Origin of the sequence: Roseococcus thiosulfatophilus (assembly GCF_017311575.1) — a bacterium.
Taxonomy (GTDB): Bacteria; Pseudomonadota; Alphaproteobacteria; order Acetobacterales; family Acetobacteraceae; genus Roseococcus; species Roseococcus thiosulfatophilus.
On sequence record NZ_JAFFQY010000055.1, the window covers coordinates 196,009 to 212,909 of the forward strand.

The window sequence follows — 16,901 nt, forward strand, 5'->3', positions numbered from 1 at the left end:
CCCTGCAATTCGAGGACAACGCCCTGCTGCCGATGCTCTATGGCGAGCACGACAAGCACCTGGCGCGGATCGAAAGCCGATGCGGCGTGCGGCTGGCCTGCCGGGGCAACCGCATCACCCTGAGCGGCAGCGCCGAGCGCACGCAGATGGCCGAGCAGGTGTTGCGCGGGCTGTGGCGTTCCCTCGAACGCGGCGGTTCCCTGACCGGCGCCGAGGTCGAGGCCGCCATCCGCATGGCCGAGGGCGAGGCCGAGGCCGACCCGCGCCTGCCGCTGCAGGACGTGCCGCAGATCCGCACCCGGCGCGGCGCCATCGCGCCCCGCACGCCGGCCCAGGCGGCCTATATGGACACCCTCTCGCGCAACGAGATGGTCTTCGGCATCGGCCCCGCCGGCACGGGCAAGACCTACCTCGCCGTGGCGCAGGGGGTAGCGCTGCTGCTGGCGCAGCGGGTGGACCGCATCGTGCTGTCCCGCCCCGCCGTCGAGGCCGGCGAGCGGCTCGGCTTCCTGCCGGGCGACATGAAGGAGAAGGTGGACCCCTATCTCCGCCCCCTCTACGACGCGCTGCACGACATGCTGCCGGCCGAACAGGTCCAGCGCCGCATCGCGGCCGGCGAGATCGAGATCGCCCCACTCGCCTTCATGCGCGGCCGCACCCTCGCCCATTCCTTCGCCATCCTGGACGAGGCGCAGAACACCACGCCGGCCCAGATGAAGATGTTCCTGACCCGCATGGGCGAGGGCACGCGCATGGCCATCACCGGCGACCCGACGCAGGTGGATTTGCCGCCAGGGATGAAATCCGGATTGGTCGAGGCCATTTCGGTCTTGCGTGGAGTGCCAGGAATAGGCTTCACCCATTTTGACGAGAAGGACGTGGTGCGGCACCCCCTCGTGGGGCGGATCGTCGCGGCCTATGGTGCGATGGAGGCGTCGCGCGGGGGGAATGTGCTCCGCCGCGGCGCCGGGAAGGATGTGGATGGAACCGGGAAGTAGTTTGCCCGGCGGTGCGGAGATCGCCGCCGGGCTTGCCGATGTGGATGTGGTGCTGGGCGCGCCGGGCTGGCGTGCCGCCTTGCCCCGGGTGGACACCCTGGCCCGCCGTGCCGTCACGGCCACGCTGGCCGACCAGGGCGCCAATGGGCACCTGACCCTGCTGCTGACCGATGACGCCGAGATCCGGCGACTCAACACCGGTTTCCGCGGCAAGGAGAAGGCGACCAACGTCCTCTCCTTCCCCGCCCCCTATGGCAGCCTGACGCTGGGCGACATCGCCCTGGCGCTGGGCGTGGTGCGGCGCGAGGCGCTGGCCGAGGGCCGGGCCCTGCAGGACCATTTTCTGCACCTGGTCGTCCACGGCACCCTGCACCTGCTGGGCCACGACCACCTCTCGGCCGGCGAGGCCATGCTGATGGAACGCGCCGAGGCGCGCATCCTGCGGCGCCTGGGCGTAGCCAACCCCTGGCGCGCGCGCTGGCGGGGGGCCGCCTGATGAGCGACGGCCAACCCCCCGAACTGATCCGCCGCATCCGCGGGTTGTTCAACCGCCGCGCGGCCGACAGCCTGCGCGACCGCGTCGAGGAACTGATCGGCGCGCCGCAGGACCACGCCGGCGCCCCCGATGCCCGCGCGCTGGACCGGCACGAGCGTGCCCTGCTCTCCAACGTGCTCAAGCTGCGCGGGGCCACGGCCAATGACGTGATGGTGCCGCGGGCGGACATCATCGCGCTCCCGGTGGGCCTCACCTTCAGCCAGGCCATGTCCGCCATCCAGCGCGAGGGCCACAGCCGCTACCCGGTCTACCAGGGCCACCTGGATGACGTGCTGGGCATGGTCCACATCAAGGACATCATCGCCGCCATGGGGCGCGAGGGGGATTTCACCCTGCGTTCCGTCCTGCGCAAGCCGCTCTTCGTGGTGCCCTCCATGCCCGTGCTGGACCTGCTGCTGCGGATGCGGCAGGAGCGGATGCACCTGGCCCTGGTGGTGGACGAATATGGCGGCATTGATGGCCTGGTCACCATCGAGGACGTGGTCGAGACCATCGTGGGCGACATCGCCGACGAGCATGACGAGGATGGCGCGCCCCAGATCATCGAGCGGGGCGAGGGCGTCTATGAGCTCGACGCCCGCACCCCCATCGAGGATTTCGAGGAAAAGCTGGGCGAGGTGCTGACCCCCGAGGAACGCGGTGCCGACATTGATACGGTGGGCGGCCTGGTCTTCACGCTCGCCGAGCGCGTGCCGGCGCGGGGCGAGATCTTCTCCCACCCCTCGGGCCTCGAATTCCGGGTGCTGGAGGCCGATGCGCGGCGCATCCGCCGGCTGCGGGTGCGGCGGCCCGCGCCCGGCGCGGCGCGGAGCGCCGCTGAGTAGAAGCCGCGCCGCGCGAAGCGCGGCGGAGTAGAGGGCGGGCCGCATATCCAGCGCCCGGTTTTCCGGGCATAAGCCGCGCCATGCGGAACTTCCTGAATGCGCGCCCGGGCCTTGTTTCCCTGCTGCTCGGCGCCGCCTCGGCCCTCGCGCTGCCGCCCTTGCACCTGCTGCCGGTGCTGCTGCTGACCTTCCCCGCCTTCCTGGCCGTGCTGGCACGGGCCGGGGGGGCGCGGCAGGCGCTGTGGTGGGGGGCGCTGTTCGGCTTCGGGCACCATGTGGCGGGCCTCTACTGGCTGACGCATGCGCTGTTCACCGACATCGCCACCTGGTTCTGGCTGGTGCCGCTGGCCGCGCCCGGGGTGGCGCTGCCGCTGGCCGCCTTCATGGCCCTGCCCGCCTGGGCCGCGTGGCGCGCCGGGCGCGGGCGGGAGGGCGTGGGCTGGCCCGCCGTGCTGGTCTTCGCCGCCGCCTGGACGGCGTCCGAGATGCTGCGCGGCTTCCTCTTCACGGGCTTCCCCTGGAACCTGCTGGGGACCGCCTGGGCCTTCCACGAAATCCCTCTGCAGCCGGCCGCCTTCGTGGGCGTGCATGGGCTTTCGCTGCTCACCGCGCTGCTGGCCGCCCTGCCCGCCCTGGGCTGGCGGGTGGCGACGCCGCTGCTGCTCTCCAGCCTGGCGCTCTGGGGCAGCGGGGGCGCCTGGGTGCTGCGCCAGCCCGCCCCGGAGGACAGCGCCACCCGGGTGGTGCTGGTGCAGGGCAATATCCCGCAGGATCTCAAATGGGAGGAGACGCAGCGCCTCGCCATCTTCCAAAGATACCTCCAGTTGACCCGCGAGGGCACCGCCGAGGCCGCGCAGGCCGCGCCCGAGGCCCCCATCCTGGCCATCTGGCCCGAAACGGCGAGCCCCTTCCTGCTGGCCCAGGACCCGGACGCGCAGCGCCTCGCGGCCTCCGTCCTGCCAGACCGGGGCGTGCTGCTGGCCGGGACCGTGCGCGCCGAATGGTCGCCCGAGGGGCGAATCGCGCGGCTGTGGAACAGCCTGGTCAGCCTGGACGCCGCCGGCACCATGGGCCCGGCTTATGACAAGTCGCATTTGGTGCCCTTCGGCGAATACATGCCGCTGCGGGGGCTGATCCCCATCCGCGTGGTGGCGGGCGGGGTGGACTTCACCGCCGGGCCTGGGCGGCAAACCCTGGAATTGCCCGGGATTCCGGGCTTCAGCCCCTTGATCTGCTACGAGGTGATCTTCCCCGGCCGCGTGACGGGGCCGACTCGCCCCGGCTGGCTGCTGAACATCACGAATGACGCCTGGTTCGGTCATTCCGCCGGCCCCTACCAGCACCTGGCCGCGAGCCGCCTGCGCGCGGTGGAGGAAGGCCTGCCCCTGGTGCGCGCAGCGCAGACCGGCATTTCCATCGTCTATGACGCCATGGGGCGCGAGCGCGCGCGGATCGGGCTGGGGGAGACGGGCTTCGCCATCGCCCCCCTGCCTGGCGCCGGCGCGCCCACGCCCTTCAGCCGCTGGGGTCTCTGGCTGCCGCTGGGGGCCTTGCTCTGTGTGGGCGTGCTGGGCATGGCGCTGCAACGGCGCCGGGCCATCTGACGCAACCACAGCGTTCATTTGGCCCACCGGAAATTGTAGTTTTATTGAGACCGTAGATCGGGAATTGACGCTTTCTTTCTTTTGCGTTAAGGACGTTGCGTGATCGAGCGAAAAAGGTTGCTGCACTGCGGCGCCAGATCCGCCGATCCTACGCGCCCCATCCTGCCCCTCCCGGGCGTGGACGCCTTGGGAACGCGGCCAGAGGCGGAGTGCAAAGGTGGACATTGCGATGAAGGAGCCGGTTTCCGGACAGGACGCCAAGGCGGAACGCGAACATCGCCCCAGTCCCATTGACGTTCATGTCGGCTCCCGCGTGCGGCTGCGTCGCACCCTGCTGGGCATGAGCCAGGAACGCCTGGGCGAGGCGCTGGGCCTGACCTTTCAGCAGGTGCAGAAGTATGAACGCGGGGTGAACCGCATCGGCGCCAGCCGGCTGTTCGACCTCTCGCGCGTGCTGGACGTGCCCATCAGCTTCTTCTTCGACGACATGCCGGGCCAGGTGGGCGGCAGCCAGGGCTTCGCCCGCCGCGTGGCCGGCTTCGCCGAGGAGGCCTCGCCCTTCGAGGACGACACCCTGCACCGGCGCGAGACGCTGGAACTGGTGCGCGCCTATTATCGCATCCAGGACCCCGCCGTGCGCCGCCGCGTCTTCGACCTGATCAAGGCGATGACCCCGGTCGAATAAGCCGCGCCTCGCCGGGCGTCAGGCCGAAGGCCGCCCGGAAGGCCGCGCCGAAGGCGGGCGCGCTGGCATAGCCCACGGCCGCCGCGGCCCGCGCGGGCGTGGCCCCGCCCGCCAGCAAGGCCGCCGCCTCAGTGAGGCGCAGGGCCTGGCGCCAGCGGGCGAAGCCCATGCCCGTCTCCGCCTGGAACAGCCGGGCGAGCGTCCGCGCCGAGGCGCCGCAGCGCGACGCCCATTCCTCCAGCGTCCAGTCGCGCGCCGGATCGGCGGCCAATGCCTCCGCCAGCCGGCGCAGCCGCGCATCGCGCGGGGCGGGCAGGCCGAAGGGGAGTTGCGGGGCGCGCGCCACCTCCTCCGCGATCAGTGCCGCCAGATGGCCGCCCCGCCCTTGCACATCCCATTCCAGCGGCTCCGCGCAGGCGGCCAGGATGAGCTCGCGCAGCAGGGGCGAGACGGCCAGCACCAGCGCCCGGCCCTCGCCCAGCACCGCCGCATCCTCCCGGAAGAACAGGGCCCGCATGGCGAGCAACCCTTCCACCGCCACCGCATGCGGCATGGCGGCCGGCACCCAGAGCGCGCGGCCCGGCGGGACGGTGAAGTTGTACTCCCGCGTCGCCACCCGCATCACGCCGCGCGTGGCGTAGAGAAGCTGGGCGCGGCTGTGGCGATGCCAGCCCGTTCCCTCGCCATCGGTGTAGTCGCGCGCATAGGCGGTGAGCGGCCGGTCGGCCTGTTCCTGCGCCAGGGTGCGCGGGTTTTGTCCGTCTGCCGACATGATCCGTCCGGACGTTGAAGGAAGGACAGGCTAGCGTCTTTCCCATGACCAGCACCACCCGCCAGATCTGCTGCATCAACGCCGCAAGCTTTGCCGACCGCGCCAAGGCCAGCCGCCACACCGGGTCCCATCGCAGCGTGCTGCGATGGGTGGGGGCCAACCCTGGCCTCGGCGCGGGGAGGGCGCGGCGATGACCAGCACCACCCGCCAGATCTGCTTCATCAACGCCGCGCACACCTTCACCCATTACGGGCTGCTGGTGCTGGCCACCGCCGTGCTGGCCATGGTGCAGGAGCCGGGGGCGCCCTTCGGCACGGAATACGGGCCCATCATCGCGCTCGGCACCGCCATGTTCGTGGTCTATGGGCTGGGCGCGCTGCCCATGGGCTGGCTCGCCGCGCGCTTCGGGCGCAAGGCCATGATGGCGGCCTTCTTCCTGGGCTCGGGCGCCGCCATGGCGGCGGCGGGCTTCACCTCCGGGCCGCTGGGGCTGGCCGTGGCGCTGGCGGTCATGGGCGCCTTCTCGGCCATCTACCACCCCATCGGCACCGCCATCATCAGCGAGGCCGGCGGCAACCGCGTGGGCCGCGCCATGGGCATCAACGGCGTCTTCGGCAACCTGGGCGTGGCGCTGGCCCCGGTGGTCACGGCCTTCCTCGCCGCGCAGCTCGGCTGGCGCTGGGCCTTCGTGCTGCCGGGGCTGGCCTGCATGGTGATCGGCCTGGCCTATCTGCGCGAGCCCGCCTATGACGCGCGCCGCGCGGGCGTGCAGACCCGGCCCTTCCCGCGCATCCCGCGCGCCATCGTCCGCCGCGCGGTCATTTCCCTGATGCTGATCGCGGTCGTCTCGGGCCTGGTCTTCAACGCCTACACCATGCTGATCCCGAAGCTGATGGAGGAACGCCTCGCCTCCTCGCCGGACCTGCTGCCGGTGGTGGGCATGCTGGCCTTCCTGGCGACGCTGTGCGGCGGCCTCGCGCAGTTCACCGTGGGCCACATGATTGACCGCATGACGCTGAAATCGGTCTTCATGCCGCTCGCCATCGTGCTGGTGCCGGGGATGCTGGCGCTGTCCTTCCTGGATGGCTGGATCGTGCTGCCGCTGGCGGGGCTGATGGCGGCGGCCATCTTCGGCCAGGTGACGGTGAACGAGACCATCACCGCGCGCTACGTGGCGCCCAAACTGCGCGCCAAGCTCTATTCGCTGCGCTTCACCGTGGGCTTCCTGGGTGCCGCCTGCGCCGCGCCACTGGTGGGCTTCCTGCACGCCAGCACGGGCAACCTGGCCGCCGCCATGGTGGCGCTGGCGGGGGCCGCCACGGTCACGCTGGGCTGCGCGCTGTGGTTCCCCAACAGCCCGGAGGAACTGCACCCGGAACTCTGGGAAAAGGCCGAGGACCCCGCCCCGCGCACGGTGGCGGCGCCGGCGGAATAGCCTGCGATCGCCGAAGGGCCGAAGACCCGGAGGCGTGAATCGCCGGCGGGGCGAAAGCCCGCGATCGCCGAAGGGCCATAGGACCGGAGGCGTGAATCGCTGGCGGAACAGCCCGCCCAACTTCCCCCCAACGTCAGTTCGGGAAGACAAGCACCATCCTGGGCAGCCCCGTCCCCACCCATTGCTCCGCATGGGTGACGCGGCCGGACGCCTCATCCGCCCAGAAGGAATTCACCACGGGCGAGAGGCCGGGCACGCGGCAGCGTTCCTCCACCAGCACCACGCCTTCCTCCTCCGTGCGGGCGGCGCGCAGACGGCAGTCGAAGGCCAGGCCGAAGCGCATCGAGGCCGGGTCCCGCCCCGCGCCCGAAAGGTCCACCAGCCGCCGCGCCTCGGCGCTCTGGCCCAGCAGGTCCACCGGGTTGTCCAGCGGGTCCGGCCCGTCGAAACGCGTGGCGGTGATCAGCGTGGGCAGGCCGGAGGTCGCCACCACGCGCGGCCCATCGGTCGCCACCACCACGCCCCCCGGGGCGCGCCACAGCCGCCGGTTGCCCTGCTGCTGGATCAGCACCGCGGTCGCGGTGCGCGGCCCCAGCCCCAGGCGAAGCTGCGGGGCGGCGGCGTCCACCTCCGCGCTCTCGGCCTCCGCGATGGCCAGGCGGTCGGGTTCGGGCGGGGTGGCGTCGCGCGGGGCCGGCAGGCCCAGCCCGCCCATCACGGCCCGCGCCATGCCCGAGGCCCCGCCATCGCTGCCACAGGCCGCGAGAAGCAGGAGAAGCCCGGGAATCGCGGCACGGCGCATGAACACGAGGTTAACCACACGCCCCCCCGGCTGGGGAGGGGTGACTTGCGGTGCCGCGCCAAAACCCGCACAGACCGCGCCCATGTCCGCCGCCGCGCCCTGTTCCGGCCCCTGCCCCGCCCCTGGACCCACCCCTTGGGCCCAGGCCAGGCGCATCGTCATCAAGATCGGCTCCGCCCTGCTGGTGGAGGCCGCGCGCGCCGAGCCACGCGCCGCCTGGCTCGCCTCCGTGGCGGAGGACATCGCCGCCCTGCGCGCGCAGGGGCGCGAGGTGATCGTCGTCTCCTCCGGCGCAGTGGCGCTGGCCCGCCGCACCCTGGGCCTGACGGGCCGGACCTTGCGGCTGGAGCAGAAGCAGGCCGCCGCCGCCGTGGGGCAGATCCGCCTGGCCGGCGCCTGGGACACGGCCCTGGCCGCCCAGGGGCTGCGCGCCGCGCAGCTGCTGCTGACGCTGGAGGACAGCGAGGACCGCCGCCGTTATCTCAACGCGCGCGCCACGCTGGGCACGCTGCTGGAACTGGGCTGCGTGCCCGTCATCAACGAGAACGACACCGTCGCCACCGCCGAAATCCGCTTCGGCGACAATGACCGCCTGGCCGCCCGCGTGGCCGAGATGGTGCAGGCCGACGCACTCGTGCTGTTCAGCGACATTGACGGCCTCTACACCGCCGACCCGCGCCGCGACCCCACGGCCACCCACCTGCCCGTGGTGGAGCGCATCACGGATGACATCATGGCCATGGGGGGCGAGCCGCCGCCCGGCTATTCCTCCGGCGGGATGCGCACCAAGCTGATCGCGGCGCGCATCGCCACCGGAGCCGGCTGCGCGATGGCCATCGCGAAGGGCGAGGCCATGCACCCGCTGCGCGCGCTGGAGCAAGGCGCCCGCTGCACCTGGTTCCTGGCGCCCCCCGAGGCCCGCACCGCCCGCAAGCGCTGGATCGCGGGCAGCCTGGCGCCGCTGGGCACGCTGGTGGTGGATGAGGGCGCGGTGGGCGCCTTGCGCCGCGGCTCCTCCCTGCTGCCGGCCGGCGTGCGCGAGGTGCGCGGCGAGTTCCTGCGCGGCGACCCGCTTTCCGTGCGCGACGCCGCGGGCCGCGAATGGGCGCGCGGGCTGTCCGCCTATGACGCCGCCGATGCCCGCCGCATCGCCGGCCATAGAAGCGCCGAGATCGAGGCCATCCTGGGCTGGCGCGGTCGTGACGAGATCATCCACCGCGACGACCTCGTTCTCCTGGAGGAATAGCCCCTTTATGTTCGAAGCCTTCCTGATGGGTGTGGTCGAAGGCCTCACCGAATTCCTGCCCATTTCCTCCACGGGCCACCTGATCCTGCTGGGCGAGCTGATCGGCTTCGAGGGCCCGCCCGGCAAGGTCTTCGAGATCACGATCCAGATCGGCGCCATCGCGGCCGTCATCACCATCTTCTGGCGGCGGCTGTGGGAGGTGGCGCAGGGCTTCTGGAAGCGCGGCACGCCGGAATACTTTTTCGCCATGAATGTGGCCCTGGCCTTCCTGCCGGCCGCCTTCATCGGCGCCTTCTTCCACAGCACCATCACGGGGCTGCTGTTCAACCCCTTCGTGGTGGCCTGCGCGCTGATCCTGGGCGGCATCGCCATCATCGTGATCGAGCGCCGGCGGCCCGAGCCCACCATCCATGCGGTGGAGCAGATCAACCCCATCGCGGCGGTGCTGATCGGCTTCGGCCAGGCGCTGGCGATGATCCCGGGCACCTCGCGCTCGGGTGCGACCATCATCACAGCGCTGCTCTGCGGCGTGGACCGCAAGACGGCCGCCGAGTTCAGCTTCATCCTGGCCATTCCCACCATGATCGCGGCCAGCGTCTATTCGCTCTACAAGGTGCGGAGCGAACTGACGACGGACGGCCTCGCGCAGATCGCGGTGGGGACCGTGGTGGCCTTCGTGGTGGCGCTGTTCACGGTCAAGCTCCTGCTGGCCTTCATCGCGCGCATCGGCTTCACGCCCTTCGGCTGGTATCGCATCGGCCTGGGCACGCTGATCCTGCTGGCCCTGACCCTGGGTTGAGCATCAGGCGCGTTGGCCAAACGGGACGGCGGGTCTAGGCTGCGCCCATCCGGTTCAAGGAGACGAGAGACATGGCAAGCAACACCTTCCACCGCCGCAGCCTGATGGCCGGCGTGGCCCTGGCCGCGCCCGCGCTGATCGGGCGCGAGGCCGCGGCGCAGACGCCGTCCTTCTTCCGCATCGGCACGGGTTCGGCCGGCGGCACCTACTACCCCATCGGCGGCATCATCGCGAACGCCATCTCCTGCCCGCCGGGCTCGGCCTGCAACGTGGCCGGCGCGACCGATGGTGTGCCGGGCATGGTGGCCGTGGCCCAGGCCACCCAGGGCAGCGTGCAGAACGTGAACCTGATCCAGTCCGGCAATGCCGAGAGCGGCTTCGTGCAGTCGGACGTGCTGCACTGGTCCTACACCGGCACGGGCCTGTTCGAGGGGCGCCCGCAGCTGCAGCGGCTGCGCTTCCTGGGCCACCTCTTCCCCGAGCACATCCACGCCGTGGTGCGCGCGGACAGCGACATCCGCGCCTTCTCCGACCTGCGCGGCCGCCGCATCGCCATCGGCCTGCAGGCCTCGGGCGCGCGCGTGGGCAGCGAGATGATCCTGGAAGCGAACGGCCTGCGCGCCGGTCGCGAATTCACCGCCGAGTTCCTGAACCAGGCCCAGGGCACCGAGCGCATGCAGGACCGCGGGCTGGACGCCACCTTCACCGTGGTGGGCTACCCGGCCGCCGCCTTCACCGAGTTCTGCGGCCGCACCGGCTGCCGCATCCTGCCCATCGCGGGCCAGGAAGCGCAGCGCGTGATCGAGCGCGCCCCCTTCTACTCCACGGGCGTGATCCCGGCCGGCGCCTACCAGGGCGTGACCCAGGACGTGCCGACGCTGACCGTCGGCGCCTGCTGGATCGTGCGCGACAGCGTCCCCGACAACGTGGTCTATGAGATCACGCGCGCGCTGTGGTCGGACACGACGCGCGGCCTGCTGGACCGCGGCCACGCCAAGGGCCGCGAGATCATCCGCCAGCGCGCCCTGGAAGGCCGCGGCGTGGTGCCCTTCCACCCGGGCGCCGAGCGCTTCTACCGTGAAGCCGGGATGCTCTGAGGCCGGCTGAGACTGTGGTTGCTGGCCCCGCGCGAATTGCCGCGCGGGGCCGTTTTCGTGTGAGGAAGTCAGCGTGAGCGAACAGCGTTCATCGAGCACCAGGCTCGACCTCGAGGCGGCGGAAAGGCTGGAGAAGCAGACGGACAGCGAGTTGCGCTTCCGCAACCTCTCGGGCCTGGCCGCGCCCATCGTCTCGGCGGCGCTGGTCGCGCTCTCGGTGTTCCACTACTGGACGGCCGGCTTCGGCATCATGACCGAGCATTGGCACAAGGCCATCCACCTGGCCGCCGTGCTCGCGCTGGTCTTCATCATGTTCCCCGGCGGGCGCATCTTCTCCTTCGGGCCGAAATGGGGCGGCGTGCCCGTGCTGGACTGGGTGCTGGCCACCGCCATCATCATCGCCACCATCTACCTTCCCGTCGTCTTCGACGAGCTGACCTTCCGCATCGGCATGCCCAACGACATGGACATGCTGATGGGCACGATCATGATCGTGCTGACGCTGGAGGCGGTGCGGCGTTCGATGGGCATCATCCTGCCCATCATCGTGCTGGTCTTCATCGCCTATGCGCTGTGGGGCAACCTGCTTTCGGGCGTGCTGTCCCATCCGGGCGCGGATTGGGCCGGCTTCGTGAACCATGTGTATCTCACGCAGGAAGGCATCTTCGGCATTCCGGCCAAGGTGGTGGCGACCTACGTCTTCCACTTCGTGCTGTTCGGCGTGATCGCGACGCGCATGGGCCTCGGCCAGTTCTTCATCGACATCGCGACCATCATCGCCGGGCGCTACGCCGGTGGCCCCGCGAAGGTGGCTGTGCTGGCGTCGGCCATGTTCGGCTCCATCAGCGGCTCCTCGATCGCGAACACGGTCACGACCGGTTCGCTCACCATCCCGGCCATGAAGCGCGTGGGCTACAAGCCGCATTTCGCGGGCGCGGTGGAAGCGGCGGCCAGCGCGGGCGGGCAGATCACGCCGCCCATCATGGGCGCGGCCGCCTTCATCATGATCGAGTTCCTGGAGATCACGCTGACCACCCTGCTGCTGGCCGCCGCCATCCCGGCCGCCATGCATTTCTGGGGCGTCTTCGTGCAGGTGCATTTCGAGGCGAAGCGCCTGGGCCTGCGCGGGCTCGAGCAGTCCGAGCTGCCGAAGCTCTGGCCCACGCTGCGCGACGGCTGGCCCACGGTCATTCCCCTCGTGCTGCTCGTCTACGTCATCCTGGCGGGCTACACGCCCTATCTCGCGGCCTTCGTGGGCATCACGGCCTGCGTGGTGGTGGGCTTCCTCAACCCCCGCAACCGGCTGACGCTGCGTGACCTCTGGATCGCTCTCGACACCGGCGCGCGCTACGCGCTGGCCGTCGGTGCGGCCGCCGCCGCCGTCGGCATGGTGGTGGGCGTGGTGACGCTGACCGGCGCGGGCTTCCGCGTGGGCTTCATCGTGACCCAGGCCGCCGCCTCCGCCGCCGCCTTCTTCACCCCGGTGCTGGACCTGATGCCGGCGGGCTTCGTCTCGCTGCAGGGGCTGACGCTGTTCCTGACGCTGGTCTTCATCGCCATCATCTGCGTGCTGATGGGCGCGGGCATTCCCACCACCGCGCTCTACATCATCCTGGCGGCGATCGCGGCCCCCTCCATCGTGCAGCTCGGCGTGCCGCCCATCGCGGCGCACCTCTTCGTGCTGTATTTCGGGATCCTGGCGGACCTCACGCCGCCGGTCTGCGTCTCGGCCTATGCGGCGGCGGGCATCGCCGGCGCCAACCCCTTCCGCACGGGGCTGACCGCCTTCCGCCTGGGCATCGCGAAGGCCACCGTGCCCTTCGTCTTCGCCTATGCGCCCGTCATGCTCATCGTCACCGACGGCTTCACCTGGGACGCCTTCCTGCTGGTGACGCTGACCTGCGCCATGGGCGTGCTGTTCATCGGCATCGGGCTGACGGGCTATGCCTTCACCCATATGGGCCTGCTCTCGCAGCTCCTTCTCATCCTGGGCGCGCTGCTGATGATCGCGCCCAACGGGCCGCTCGCCATCGTGGGGGCCGCGCTGGCCGCCCCCGTGCTGCTGGTGAACTTCCTGAAATCGCGGCGGGAGGCACCCAGGCCCGCCGTCACGTAACCGTCACTTACACCCGCGCGAAGGCAAGGCTACAGCAACGCCAGCTTGAGAAGAGGCTGTTTCCGTGGACCTTGCCTTCGAAACCCTGCCCTCCGGGGCGCTGTGCATCGCGCTGAACGGGCGCCTGGACATCGCGGGCGCCAGCGCGATCGAACTGCGCTTCACCGCGCTGGCCGCCGGCCACAGATCCGTGGTGGTGGACATGCAGGGCGTGGAGTTCATGGCTTCCATGGGCCTGCGGCTGCTGGTCATCGCCGCGCGCGGCGCCAACTCCAAGGGCGGGCGCCTGGTGCTGTGGCGCCCCCGGCCCGTGGTGGCCGAGGTCATCACCACCTCCGGCCTCGATGGCCTGCTGCCCATGGTGGCGGAACTGTCCGAGGCGGAATCCCGCGTCCAGGCTTGAATCCCCTCACCCTCACCCTGCCGGCGGAGCTGGCCCGCGCGGCCGAGCTCGCCGCCTGGGTCGAGGGCGCCGTGACGGCCTGGAACCTGCCCCCCGCGCGCGCCCATGCGCTGCACCTCTGCGCGGAGGAAATTTTTGCGAATATCGCGATGCACGCGGCGCCGGCCGAGGTCACGGTCACGCTGGAGGGCGACGCCACCCGGCAGGTGATGGTCTTCACCGACACCGGCCCGCCCTTCGACCCGACCAGCGCCCCCCCGCCCCCGCCGCCCACGGATTTCGACGGCCTCGAGATCGGCGGGCGCGGGCTGCTGCTGGTGCGCCGCTTCGCCACCACCATGGCCCATGCGCGCGAGGGTGGCCGCAACCGGCTGGAACTCACCTTCGGGTGATTGCGCCGGCGGCGGAGGCGCCTAACCTGCCCTCGAGGAAACATCCACGAGAGGCACGCGATGAACGCGGACACCCAGCTTGCGCCCGCCCAGGTGGTGGAAACCTGGCTGCGCCATTTCAACGCCGCGCTGGGCGACGAAGCGGCCCTCACGCCCCTCTTCCGCGAGGACGGCCATTGGCGCGACCTGCTGGCGCTCACCTGGGGCTTCGTCACCCATAGCGGGCGCGACGCCGCGCTGGCGGCTCTCGCCCCCGCGCTGCGCAAGGCCGGCGCGCGGGGCTTCGCCATCGCCGAGGGCCGCTGCCCCCCGCGGCGCGTCGAACGCGCGGGCGAGGCCTGCATCGAGGCCATCCTCCGCTTCGAGACCGATGTGGGCGAGGGCGCCGGCGTGCTCCGCATCAAGGCCGCCGACGGCTTCGCCACCCCGCCGGCCGCCTGGACGCTGATGACGGCCCTGCACAGCCTGCGCGGCCATGACGAGGAGAGCGTGCGCCTCTCCCGCGAGGAGCCCGCCTTCGAACGCGACTTCCGCGGCCCCAACTGGCTCGACAAGCGGCTGGAGGCGCGGCTCTACAAGGACCGCGACCCGGCCGTGCTGATCGTGGGCGGCGGCCATGCGGGCCTCGGCGCCGCAGCCAGCCTGAAGGCGCTGGGGGTGGAGGCGCTGGTCGTGGACCGCATGGCGCGCATCGGCGACAATTGGCGCCTGCGCTACCACGGGCTGAAGCTGCACAACTCGCTGGGCAGCAACCACATGCCCTACCTGCCCTTCCCGGACACCTGGCCCACCTACATTCCGAAGGACAAGATCGCGAACTGGCTGGAATTCTATGTCGAGGCGCTGGAACTCGACTTCTGGACCCGCACCAGCTTCGAGGGCGCCACATTCGACGAAGCCGCGCAATGCTGGAACGCCACGCTGAAGCTGGAGGATGGCAGCACGCGCGTCATGCGCCCGCGCCACATCATCATGGCCACTAGCGTCTCCAGCGTGCCCAAGCTGCCGGACATCCCGACCCTGTCGAACTTCCAGGGCCAGGTGCTGCATTCCAGCCAGTTCAAGGATGGCGCGGAGTGGGAGGGAAGGCCCGTGATGGTCTTCGGCACCGGCACCAGCGCGCATGACATCACGCAGGACCTGCACGGCAATGGCGCCCACGTCACGATGGTGCAGCGCAGCCCGACGCTTGTGACCAATGTGGAACCCGCCGCCCAGCTCTATGACGGCATCTACTACGGGCCCGGCCCGGCGCGGGAGGACCGGGACCTCATCAACACCTCCTTCCCGCTGCCGGTGATGAAGCGGGCGCACCAGATCCTGACCGCGAAATCACGCGAGCTGGATGCGGAGCTGCTGTTAGGGCTGGAGCGCGTGGGCTTCCGCCTCGATTTCGGCGAGGACGACACGGGCTGGCCGCTGAAATACCGCACGCGCGGCGGCGGCTACTACTTCAACGTGGGCGCCTCCGAATTGCTGATCCGGGGCGAGGTGGGGCTGATCCAGTATCACGACATCCAGCACTTCGCGGCGGATGGCGTGGTGATGAAGGATGGCACGCGGCGCCCCGCGGAACTGATCGTGCTCGCCACCGGCTACAAGGGGCATGAGCACATGGTGAACGCCTTCTTCGGGCCGGAGGTGGCGCAACGCGTGGGCCAGGTCTGGGGCTTCGACATGGCGCGGCAGGAGTTGGCGAACATGTGGCACCGCACGCCCCAGCAGGGGCTGTGGTTCACGGGGGGCGCCTTCTCGCAGGTGCGGATGTATTCGCGCTACATCGCCTTGCAGATCAAGGCGCAGGAGCTGGGGCTGGTATAGGCCCCGGATTTTCTGGACTTTTCAGGCGCTTCCTGCCATCAGAAGCGCCTGGAGCCACCCTCCCGCGCGGGGCGGAACACCCGGCGCGGTAAGATAGTAAGATGGTAAGATAGTAAGGCGGCCCCACCCAGGCCGCCCCACCTCAAGCGCTCAGTCGCGCTCCAAACACATCGCCACGCCCATGCCGCCGCCGATGCACAGCGTGGCCAGGCCCTTCTTCGCGTCCCGCCGCTGCATCTCGAACAGCAGCGTGGTCAGCACGCGCGCACCGCTCGCGCCGATCGGGTGCCCCAGCGCGATCGCCCCGCCATTCACGTTCACCTTGGACGTGTCCCAGCCCAGATCCTTGTTCACCGCGCAGGCCTGCGCCGCGAAGGCCTCATTGGCCTCGATCAGGTCCAGGTCCGCCACCGTCCAGCCCGCCTTCTGCAAGGCCTTGCGCGAGGCCGGGATGGGCCCCGTGCCCATGATGGACGGGTCCACGCCGGCGGTGGCCCAGGAGACGATGCGCGCCATGGGCGTGATGCCGCGCTTCTTCGCCTCCTCGGCGCTCATCACCACCAGCGCGGCCGCGCCGTCATTGATGCCGGAGGCATTGCCGGCGGTCACCGTGCCATCCTTGGCGAAGGCGGCGCGCAGCTTGCCCAGCACCTCCAGCGTGGTGTCGGGCTTGGGGTATTCGTCCTCGCTGACCACCACCTCGCCCTTGCGGGTCTTGACGGTGACGGGCGCGATCTCGTCCTTGAAGCGGCCGGCCTTCATCGCCTCGCCCGCCTTGCGCTGGCTGTTGTAGGCGAATTCGTCCTGCTCCTGCCGCGTCAGCTGGAACTTCTGCGCCACGTTCTCGGCGGTGTTGCCCATGTGGTAGCCGTGGAAGGCATCCCACAGCCCGTCCTTGAGCATGGTGTCCACCAGCTCCAGGCTGCCCATCTTGGTGCCGCCGCGCATGTTGGCCGCGTGCGGCGCCTGGGACATGCTCTCCTGCCCGCCGGCGACGACGATGGTGGCATCGCCCGTCGCGATCTGCTGCGCGGCCAAGGCGACCGCGCGCAGGCCGGAGCCGCAGAGCTGGTTGATGCCGAAGGCGGTGCGCTCGACCGGAATGCCGGCGTTCACCGCGGCCTGGCGCGCCGGGTTCTGCCCCGCCCCGGCCGAGAGGATCTGGCCGAGGATCACCTCGTCCACATCCTCGCCCTTGATGCCGGCGCGGGACAGCGCGGCCTCGATGGCGACCTTGCCCAGGTCATGCGCGGCCAGCCCCGCGAGGGTGCCGTTGAAGGCGCCGACAGGGGTGCGCGCGGCGGAAGCGATGACGATACCGGTCATGGGGGTGTCTCCTCGGTTGCCCGCA

Annotated in this window: 17 protein-coding genes; 14 read left to right on the forward strand and 3 right to left on the reverse strand. The window is 70.8% G+C overall.

From position 1 onward, the window contains the following. The first annotated feature begins 32 nt into the window (after positions 1–32). From JTN19_RS15495 to JTN19_RS15515, 5 genes are all read left to right on the forward strand, one after another. A complete protein-coding gene (locus tag JTN19_RS15495) occupies positions 33–998 on the forward strand; it encodes a PhoH family protein (RefSeq protein WP_206934569.1) in 966 nt (321 codons plus the stop codon). Next, positions 982–1,494, forward strand: a complete 513-nt coding sequence (gene ybeY / locus JTN19_RS15500; protein WP_206934455.1) for an rRNA maturation RNase YbeY — start codon at positions 982–984, stop codon at positions 1,492–1,494. Before JTN19_RS15495 ends, ybeY begins: the two co-directional genes overlap by 17 nt. Continuing rightward, positions 1,494–2,378 carry a hemolysin family protein gene (locus tag JTN19_RS15505; RefSeq protein ID WP_206934457.1) on the forward strand — a complete coding sequence of 295 codons (885 nt, stop codon included), beginning with the start codon at positions 1,494–1,496 and terminating at the stop codon, positions 2,376–2,378. Before ybeY ends, JTN19_RS15505 begins: the two co-directional genes overlap by 1 nt. Positions 2,379–2,458: 80 nt before the next feature. Continuing rightward, positions 2,459–3,982 carry an apolipoprotein N-acyltransferase gene (lnt, locus tag JTN19_RS15510; protein WP_206934459.1) on the forward strand — a complete coding sequence of 508 codons (1,524 nt, stop codon included), beginning with the start codon at positions 2,459–2,461 and terminating at the stop codon, positions 3,980–3,982. Positions 3,983–4,211: 229 nt separating this feature from the next. Then, positions 4,212–4,667: a helix-turn-helix domain-containing protein gene (locus JTN19_RS15515; protein ID WP_206934461.1), complete on the forward strand. Its 456-nt coding sequence runs from the start codon at positions 4,212–4,214 to the stop codon at positions 4,665–4,667. On the opposite strand, the gene JTN19_RS15520 is transcribed toward JTN19_RS15515, so the two are convergent. Next, a complete protein-coding gene (locus JTN19_RS15520) occupies positions 4,642–5,439 on the reverse strand; it encodes an AraC family transcriptional regulator (protein ID WP_206934463.1) in 798 nt (265 codons plus the stop codon). The two genes, JTN19_RS15515 and JTN19_RS15520, sit on opposite strands and share 26 nt — an antisense overlap. A 44-nt stretch (positions 5,440–5,483) precedes the next feature. Here JTN19_RS15520 and JTN19_RS15525 point away from each other — a divergent pair, with 44 nt between their 5' ends. Beyond that, positions 5,484–5,633 (forward strand): hypothetical protein, encoded by a 150-nt coding sequence (locus JTN19_RS15525; RefSeq protein ID WP_206934581.1) that lies wholly within the window; start codon positions 5,484–5,486, stop codon positions 5,631–5,633. Continuing rightward, a complete protein-coding gene (locus tag JTN19_RS15530) occupies positions 5,630–6,874 on the forward strand; it encodes an MFS transporter (protein WP_242531179.1) in 1,245 nt (414 codons plus the stop codon). The genes JTN19_RS15525 and JTN19_RS15530 overlap by 4 nt, the downstream gene beginning before the upstream one ends. 133 nt (positions 6,875–7,007) lie before the next feature. On the opposite strand, the gene JTN19_RS15535 is transcribed toward JTN19_RS15530, so the two are convergent. Beyond that, positions 7,008–7,676 carry a YjbF family lipoprotein gene (locus tag JTN19_RS15535; RefSeq protein WP_206934467.1) on the reverse strand — a complete coding sequence of 223 codons (669 nt, stop codon included), beginning with the start codon at positions 7,674–7,676 and terminating at the stop codon, positions 7,008–7,010. Between the two features lie 82 nt (positions 7,677–7,758). Between JTN19_RS15535 and proB the strand changes: the two genes are divergently transcribed. The 7 genes from proB (at position 7,759) to JTN19_RS15570 (ending at position 15,550) form a co-directional block, all read left to right on the forward strand. Then, positions 7,759–8,922, forward strand: coding sequence for a glutamate 5-kinase (gene proB / locus JTN19_RS15540; RefSeq protein WP_206934469.1), 1,164 nt, complete (start codon positions 7,759–7,761; stop codon positions 8,920–8,922). A gap of 7 nt (positions 8,923–8,929) precedes the next feature. Then, on the forward strand, positions 8,930–9,721 hold the full coding sequence (locus JTN19_RS15545) for an undecaprenyl-diphosphate phosphatase (protein ID WP_206934472.1): 792 nt from the start codon (positions 8,930–8,932) through the stop codon (positions 9,719–9,721). A gap of 71 nt (positions 9,722–9,792) precedes the next feature. Then, entirely contained in the window at positions 9,793–10,818 is a 1,026-nt protein-coding gene (locus JTN19_RS15550; protein ID WP_206934474.1) for a TAXI family TRAP transporter solute-binding subunit, read from the forward strand. Positions 10,819–10,891: 73 nt separating this feature from the next. Then, positions 10,892–12,934: a TRAP transporter fused permease subunit gene (locus JTN19_RS15555; protein WP_206934476.1), complete on the forward strand. Its 2,043-nt coding sequence runs from the start codon at positions 10,892–10,894 to the stop codon at positions 12,932–12,934. Positions 12,935–12,998: 64 nt separating this feature from the next. Further along, entirely contained in the window at positions 12,999–13,337 is a 339-nt protein-coding gene (locus tag JTN19_RS15560; protein ID WP_206934478.1) for an anti-sigma factor antagonist, read from the forward strand. Then, complete coding sequence (locus JTN19_RS15565; protein ID WP_206934480.1) at positions 13,334–13,729, forward strand: ATP-binding protein; 396 nt, start codon at positions 13,334–13,336, stop codon at positions 13,727–13,729. The genes JTN19_RS15560 and JTN19_RS15565 overlap by 4 nt, the downstream gene beginning before the upstream one ends. 60 nt (positions 13,730–13,789) lie before the next feature. Then, positions 13,790–15,550 (forward strand): NAD(P)-binding domain-containing protein, encoded by a 1,761-nt coding sequence (locus JTN19_RS15570; protein WP_206934481.1) that lies wholly within the window; start codon positions 13,790–13,792, stop codon positions 15,548–15,550. 150 nt (positions 15,551–15,700) lie between these two features. On the opposite strand, the gene JTN19_RS15575 is transcribed toward JTN19_RS15570, so the two are convergent. After that, positions 15,701–16,876 (reverse strand): acetyl-CoA C-acetyltransferase, encoded by a 1,176-nt coding sequence (locus JTN19_RS15575; RefSeq protein ID WP_206934483.1) that lies wholly within the window; start codon positions 16,874–16,876, stop codon positions 15,701–15,703. Positions 16,877–16,901 lie beyond the last annotated feature (25 nt).

What these genes read in the sequence shown, in the direction of transcription:
- JTN19_RS15570 (WP_206934481.1), top strand. Translation starts at nt 13,790, where the DNA reads ATGAACGCGGACACCCAGCTTGCGCCCGCCCAGGTGGTGGAAACCTGG.
- ybeY (WP_206934455.1), top strand. Translation starts at nt 982, where the DNA reads ATGGAACCGGGAAGTAGTTTGCCCGGCGGTGCGGAGATCGCCGCCGGG.
- JTN19_RS15575 (WP_206934483.1), bottom strand. Translation starts at nt 16,876, where the DNA reads ATGACCGGTATCGTCATCGCTTCCGCCGCGCGCACCCCTGTCGGCGCC.
- JTN19_RS15535 (WP_206934467.1), bottom strand. Translation starts at nt 7,676, where the DNA reads ATGCGCCGTGCCGCGATTCCCGGGCTTCTCCTGCTTCTCGCGGCCTGT.
- JTN19_RS15550 (WP_206934474.1), top strand. Translation starts at nt 9,793, where the DNA reads ATGGCAAGCAACACCTTCCACCGCCGCAGCCTGATGGCCGGCGTGGCC.
- JTN19_RS15505 (WP_206934457.1), top strand. Translation starts at nt 1,494, where the DNA reads ATGAGCGACGGCCAACCCCCCGAACTGATCCGCCGCATCCGCGGGTTG.
- JTN19_RS15520 (WP_206934463.1), bottom strand. Translation starts at nt 5,439, where the DNA reads ATGTCGGCAGACGGACAAAACCCGCGCACCCTGGCGCAGGAACAGGCC.
- lnt (WP_206934459.1), top strand. Translation starts at nt 2,459, where the DNA reads ATGCGGAACTTCCTGAATGCGCGCCCGGGCCTTGTTTCCCTGCTGCTC.
- JTN19_RS15495 (WP_206934569.1), top strand. Translation starts at nt 33, where the DNA reads ATGCTCTATGGCGAGCACGACAAGCACCTGGCGCGGATCGAAAGCCGA.
- JTN19_RS15525 (WP_206934581.1), top strand. Translation starts at nt 5,484, where the DNA reads ATGACCAGCACCACCCGCCAGATCTGCTGCATCAACGCCGCAAGCTTT.
- proB (WP_206934469.1), top strand. Translation starts at nt 7,759, where the DNA reads ATGTCCGCCGCCGCGCCCTGTTCCGGCCCCTGCCCCGCCCCTGGACCC.
- JTN19_RS15545 (WP_206934472.1), top strand. Translation starts at nt 8,930, where the DNA reads ATGTTCGAAGCCTTCCTGATGGGTGTGGTCGAAGGCCTCACCGAATTC.
- JTN19_RS15515 (WP_206934461.1), top strand. Translation starts at nt 4,212, where the DNA reads ATGAAGGAGCCGGTTTCCGGACAGGACGCCAAGGCGGAACGCGAACAT.
- JTN19_RS15530 (WP_242531179.1), top strand. Translation starts at nt 5,630, where the DNA reads ATGACCAGCACCACCCGCCAGATCTGCTTCATCAACGCCGCGCACACC.